We start from the raw sequence: 6,295 nt of genomic DNA, 5'->3' as shown, positions 1-6,295 counted from the left end.
CTTTTCGGCATCGGCCAACCCTGCCAATTTGCCGATGGCCGATGCCGCCAGCCGCCGGACATTGGCTGCGGGCGAGCGGGTCAACTCAATAAGCTCCGACAACGCACCGGAGTCGCCGGAGTTGCCCAGTGCAACAGCCCGCTCACGAAAACGTTTTTCGATTTTTTGGTCCATGTCTTTCAGGGATTAGAAGCCATCAATAATTTCAGGTTTCAAACCCTCCAGATTTTCAATTCCGAAACTGCCATCCGGATTCACCGACAAAGTTCTATGTACCTTTGCCGAAGAATACTGACCTGCTTTGCTGTTGTGTTTCCACCAGAATAATTTCTCAACGGCCATACTCCCTTCAGGCCGTGCTGACGAGGCATCCCCTTCAAAGAGTTTTGGCAACAAAGTTTTGATAGTTTCTGCGTCACCATTATTAAATCCGGTCCTTTCTGCCAATTGCGGATTCATGCTGCCAAATGTGACATAGAAGGCGCGGTCTACCCGATGTTTCATGCCCATGGTATCCGAACCTCTTTTCGTGCCGTCTCCTTCGCCACTGACGCTTTTGGTGATCTGGGAGCTAGTAATACTTACCGGTTCAACACTAAAAGCCGATTGGATGCTAACCGGGCCACGAATTGGGATGGACACGCCATCTTTCCCCTCGCTTTTAAAAGCAAAAAGTTGCCCGAACGTACGAACATCCAGCCATTTATCGCAGGCTGCTCTTGCGGTTTTATCTGGTGTTGTTTTCTTGCTGTCGAAGGCATCTTTGCCGAGTCCGAATTCTGGTGATTCGGCACGAGTTTTCAAACTTGGCATGCCATCTATTTTCTTTTCATCCGACTGAACAAAAATTGAAAATCCCGCATCCTGCATACGATCCCGTATTTTTCGCTTCAGGCAGACGTCAGACACTTCGCCATATCCGTCATAGTCGGTCCGAGGCCGATTACCATTCAGAGGATCACCGTTCGGGTTGGCGTTTTTCACACTGAAAATAACCGCAAAATCGATTTTGTTTTCCAAGCTGCTCATATTTTCCTCCTTTTGATTAATCTTCCAGGGTTGTTTCTGTTTGAGTATTTCGGTAAATCATCCGCTGGCAGTGATACCCCAGCAGAAATTCTCCGGAGAGCGATTTGTCACTGGTAAAATCGTCGGGCTTGAAGTCAGAGATCACAGCATCAAGCTCTTTCTTTCTGTTCGTCAAAAAGCCGGGCCGCTTGCCCTGTAGACGATGCATATAAGGCTGAATCCCCAATTCGATATTCCGCCAGGTTGAAGAGGGCCTGTCGGCAAAACGCTGCATCAATCTGGCTGCCGTGGTCGGGCGGTTCTCACCCCCGACCGACAAGGCAATTTCTTCGATACGTTCAGCGATCGCCAACAAACGCCCATACAAGTAGTCTCTTGATCTGTTGTCTTCTTCCAGTGTCATGGTGTATTTTCTCCTTTGATTTTCATCTGGATGCCGCTGATGAAACCCGCGATACAAGGCACAGGCGACTCCTAAATTTCTCTCCCACTCCCAATGTTCACAGTTGTTTCGGTTACTTGCCCGCCTGATTGCGGCATTTAAGATATCACGAGGAAAGGGCCTGCCATCAACAATGCAAGGAAGTATGCGTTCATGGAGGCTCTTCCTCAGACTGTCATTACTTTTCAGGATGTCGCCATAGGCGGCTTCAGCGATATGTTTCGGAGGAGGTGACCAAGTTGGCCAGACAAGCTGCTTGCTTTGGTTCGAATTTGGCACTTCGATGGCATGCCGTTGTGGCCAGGCAAATTGAGTATGCCAAGCGTCAAGGCGCAGGAGAAATTCACTGGCCAATAGCTCTCGGTAGTAGACAATTCCCATCCTCCCTGTAGTTGCCGAATCCAAGCCGATCACTACAATTTGTTCATTCGGCTCAAGATTTTTTCCAAATCCGTTAAGGTATTCATTGAATTTATGGGCTAAGGATGCTCCCAGGTCTATGCCGTGATCGATGCCATTTTCGGATTCGCTACCGATATCTTCTTGCAATGAAACAGATTTGCCAAGGATAGCCCATGGGTCTTCAAAAGCTGCTGGAACAGATTTCCCCGACACGGCCCATGCGACATAAATTTGATCGCCATTTCGATGTCCTTGATGGGAAATCAACCACCGTAATGCATTGTGGGCTTTTTGGGTGACATCAAATCCAATACACACAGCTTGTGCTCCAGATTCATCAATGCTTTTTTTGCTATCTGTAAATCGTCCGCGGAACGTGAACCCGCTGGCATCATTGGAAGAAACTATCTTTGCTCCATCCCCAGGCCACCTTATAAACCGAGGATGATTAGAGGCTATTCTTGCTTCTCCTCCAAGGACATGGCAAAATCCTCTTTTGTTGTTATTCTTTCTATCATAAGCAATCCAAGCATTTATTAATTCATCATCTTGCCACGTTCCATGGATCGGATTTCCAACCTCATCAACGCTCCATCTTATGAACACTTTTTCTGCCGGAATTTTTAGGCTTGTGCCATCAGCTTTTTCAACCTTCAAAGGAAATTCAAATTGACTCGACAAATCAGACCAAAGTTTTTGTTTAGCAAGGTATTTATAGATTGCCTTCACTTTTGGGTGGGTCCATGTTGAACCTGCCCAATCATTTAGCTGTGTCAAGTAGGCGGTAGTTTTTTCAAGATTCGCTTTTGGATAATCTGCCGCACAATATCCAATCTCTTCGCATAAGGGGTGTGGTGCGATTTTTGCGCCTGCTCTTCCAGCAGAAGCTTCCGTTGCCGGAATAAGGGTTGGACCGTCCTTCCCATTTAAAATTTTTGCCCGTCCTGCCTGAAAGTTCCCTTCTATATCAACGACAACCTCGATATGAGCATTTTTTACGAAATGTGACATCGGCCATAAGGTATTACCCACTTTAGTATCGTGAAGCCCCTCAATTCCATCATAGGTTTCATACAACTTCGCAAGCCAGCTCATAACAATGCCTCTTCCTGTTCAACAGGTAATACATTCTCACCCATACCAAATTCCTTGGGAATCATTTTGCGGACGAAACGACGAATCTCGCACTCTTCCGGCCTTGGAAATTCAAGAATCCCTTTTTGCATGGTGGCACGCCAGAAACGACTGTGCAGTTCTTCCTTTCCTGTTTCATCCGGGTAATCGAATCCGTGGAACATCAAACCAAAACCGAGTTCATCGATTTCATCATAGGGGCTTTTCCCAGCGCCAAACGGACAGGGTTCCACATACCCCTGGCAATCACGGGTGCCAAGGAAGATATCCTGCCGCCCTCCCTTTTCCAGCGTTCTTTTGATGATGCTGAAATGCTTGCCATCGATGCGATCCTTTTTAAGTGCCGGTTGATGCTCATTCCATTCGAAATGCGCCTGGACCTGGTATTCCACATCATGGAGAAAGGTATAAATCGCCAGACTGTTGCCACCACCCCAGACCAAGGGCTTGGTTCCTTTTGTCTGGGTGCGGAGCGGTTTCATGATCCGGACCTTGTCAACGTGCCAGATAATGGTCGGTTTCCAGTAGATGGACTTCAACGCCCCTTTGATGGCCTCGTAGGTGGGGACATGGTAGGAGCATTTTTCCCCGCCGGTTTTGGTTACCGGGTCGGTAAACAGCGCATACCGCCCCCATAACCGGAAACTGATATCGTTTTTCATCCCTCTCTCCTCCTTAGGCATTCTGGAATTTCATAGTACTGACTTCTTCTGTGGATAGCCCAAAATCCTGACTGTAGTGACGCTCGTCAAGATAATAAATTTCTTCACCCTGCTGCACCGGTCTTACAGCCTTCGCTTCTTTCAACTTCCGCATGATATTGGGAAACACATTCACGCTGAACTTCTGGGCGCGTTTGAGCAATTGGTAAGCCTCTGCCGGTTCCGGTACGGCACAGAGTCCGGCAATGATTTTCACACCTTCACCATAGGGCACGATGACTGCCTCGGTCGGGGCATCAATCGCCTGAAAAATTTTCCCTGCTGTTTTGAAAGACTGCTGAAGTTTCAGGGCATTTTTGACCCTGCCGATGTTTCTGGAATTGTCACTGAGCAGGCTTAGCAAACTGTCATCTCGGCCTGCTAGACTGGCTTTAATTGGATAAACCATCTCATCGGCCCGACTGTAAAAATAATAGGAGAAATACAGACTCATCACTTCCGGGTCCAACAGATCGGTACCATCTTTTTCCGACAAGACACGCAAGGCTTTATCACGGCCTTCCTTGATATCGTGGAGCATCTCGATTGCTTCTTCCCAAGGGTTGACGACATGCACGGTTGCCTGTGGCAATCTTCCGTTTCGATTGCATCTCCCAGCCGCTTGGGCAATGGAATCCAAACCGGCAAGGAAGCGGATAACCGAGGCAAAATCCACATCAACCCCGGCTTCGATTAATTGAGTGCTGATGCAGAGCACCGGCAAGTCATCATCCAAGCGTTGCCGGACCTGATCCAGAATCACCTTGCGGTGGGCCGGACAGAGACTGGTACTGAGGTGAAAGATACTTCCCGGTTCAACTTTGCCCTGGCAGGATTCGTAAAGGAGCTGCGCCCATTTTTTGGTGTTGACCACGACGAGGCAACTGCCCTTTTGCTCATATTCATTAACCGCCAACTCGGTCAACTCGGATTCAGTCCAACCGACCGGGCGGACCTTGTTGCTGATTGTCACCCTTTTGAGTTGCCCGAACAAGCCGACAACGTCTTCAACAAGCTCATTTCCCTTAGGAATGAACAATTGCCCTTTGTCGGGTGACTTCAGCTTATCGAGCAAAGGTTGGGTCGCAGTACAAAGGACAACCGTGGTTCCTACCTGTGGTGAAGCCAGAAAATTAACGGCGTTGCAGAATAGATGAACACAATTGATCGGCAGGGTCTGAATTTCATCAAAAATCAGTATCGAATTTGCCAGCTGGTGCATCCGCCTGGCCCCGCGAGTCCCGCCGCTGAAGAGGACATCGAGAAACTGAACCATAGTTGTGAAGACAATGGGTGCATCCCAGTTTTCGGCAATGAGCTTGTCGCGCCAGGTCTGTCGTTCCGGCTCAAGATTGGAATGATGTTCGAGCACCCAAGGGAAGTGATCACCCTCAACTTCAAGAATATCGCGAACGGCTTGGGCGTTTTGTTCAATGATCGAGGTATAAGGGATGATGTAGATGATGCGATCAAGGTTGTGTTTCTGAGCATGGTGCAGGGCGTAACGTATACTTGAATATGTCTTGCCGCCACCGGTCGGGACAGTGAGCGTATAAATCCCTCGTGGGTCAGACGCCCTTGCTTTGCATTGATCGGAAATATTCCTTCTGATCGAATCAATCGCGTGCCTGATCGGCAGGTTAGAAAGCTTAATTTCAAGGCGATCGATAGCAACTGGCCAGTTGACTCGGTCTTGCGGTCGCAATTTTTCATTATCCGGGTTTTCAAAATCAGCGCTGTTTATTCTGTCCGCATCAATCAAGCAACTGAACAAGAAACGAACCCACATACCAATATTGAAATGCTTAACGATATCTGATTGTTTTTTGCCGGGATCAACCAATTTAAGGATTTGTTGCGAACAATTTTGAATGAGGTTCGGCGTGGCGAGCAAATTCAGCCTCTTAAATACTTCACTGTCTATCGACCCTATACATTCCTGTAGATGTGTCTTGGCATCGTCCTTACGCATCCTGGCAGCAAAACCATTCTCCCCTCCCGGTTTCAGGCAATCGATTAAACCACCATGGTGAGAGGCAAGGCATAGTGCAAGGATTTGCCCCGCCAATTCCCCTTGCGGTCCATATCGGCGAAAGTTTTCCCATATCCACTGGGCTCCAGAACTGGAGTGATCAATTCGGCCCCTTAGTGAAGTCGCATCAACATATTCATCATCGACATCGGGATTCAGCATTCCGGTGGCCGATTGGATGTATGTCTGGAATTGTTTGCTGTATTTGCCAAAATCGTGAAGAAGACCAAGCAATTCACCAGCGCTAGGCACACCTATCTTTTCTGCTAAATCCCTACAAGTACCACAAACTCCTTCCAAATGTTCACGGACAGTCTGCGCTGTTTGGTCGAATTTCCTGTGATGCGCTATAAATCTGTTTGATTTCATATAGCAAAAATCCTTTTCGGGTAGATGGAAGTCTGCCACTTCTCAGACGGCTGACCTTCCAAACTATGGGCGTAATATTTCATAGTAAAACCGTTTGAGATGTTATTATTCAAAAGCCGATTTTCCGTTTCGGTTTTTTATCTTCACTGAAAAGCTGACGAATGGCCTCAAAAACCACCCGGAAGT

At 47.8% G+C, this 6,295-nt stretch carries 4 protein-coding genes; all 4 read right to left on the bottom strand.

Annotated elements, in window-relative coordinates; translation table 11 throughout:
- Positions 1–186: 186 nt before the first annotated feature.
- From cas7c to cas3, 4 genes are read right to left on the bottom strand one after another with little or no spacing between them, the layout of a single operon-like run.
- Positions 187–1,029, bottom strand: a complete 843-nt coding sequence (gene cas7c / locus KKE17_14270; protein ID MBU1711166.1) for a type I-C CRISPR-associated protein Cas7/Csd2 — start codon at positions 1,027–1,029, stop codon at positions 187–189.
- Positions 1,030–1,045: 16 nt separating this feature from the next.
- Positions 1,046–2,968, bottom strand: coding sequence for a type I-C CRISPR-associated protein Cas8c/Csd1 (gene cas8c, locus KKE17_14265; protein ID MBU1711165.1), 1,923 nt, complete (start codon positions 2,966–2,968; stop codon positions 1,046–1,048).
- The gene (cas5c, locus tag KKE17_14260) at positions 2,965–3,669 is read right to left on the bottom strand and encodes a type I-C CRISPR-associated protein Cas5c (GenBank protein MBU1711164.1); all 705 of its coding nucleotides are present in this window, start codon (positions 3,667–3,669) and stop codon (positions 2,965–2,967) included. The genes cas8c and cas5c overlap by 4 nt, the downstream gene beginning before the upstream one ends.
- A gap of 13 nt (positions 3,670–3,682) precedes the next feature.
- Positions 3,683–6,109, bottom strand: coding sequence for a CRISPR-associated helicase Cas3' (cas3, locus tag KKE17_14255; protein MBU1711163.1), 2,427 nt, complete (start codon positions 6,107–6,109; stop codon positions 3,683–3,685).
- Positions 6,110–6,295: the final 186 nt, after the last annotated feature.

It is taken from the genome of Pseudomonadota bacterium (genome assembly GCA_018823135.1).
Taxonomy (GTDB): domain Bacteria; phylum Desulfobacterota; class Desulfobulbia; order Desulfobulbales; family CALZHT01; genus JAHJJF01.
Note: the sequence above shows the minus strand (reverse complement) of the source record. Positions and strands in the feature narration are given on the sequence as shown.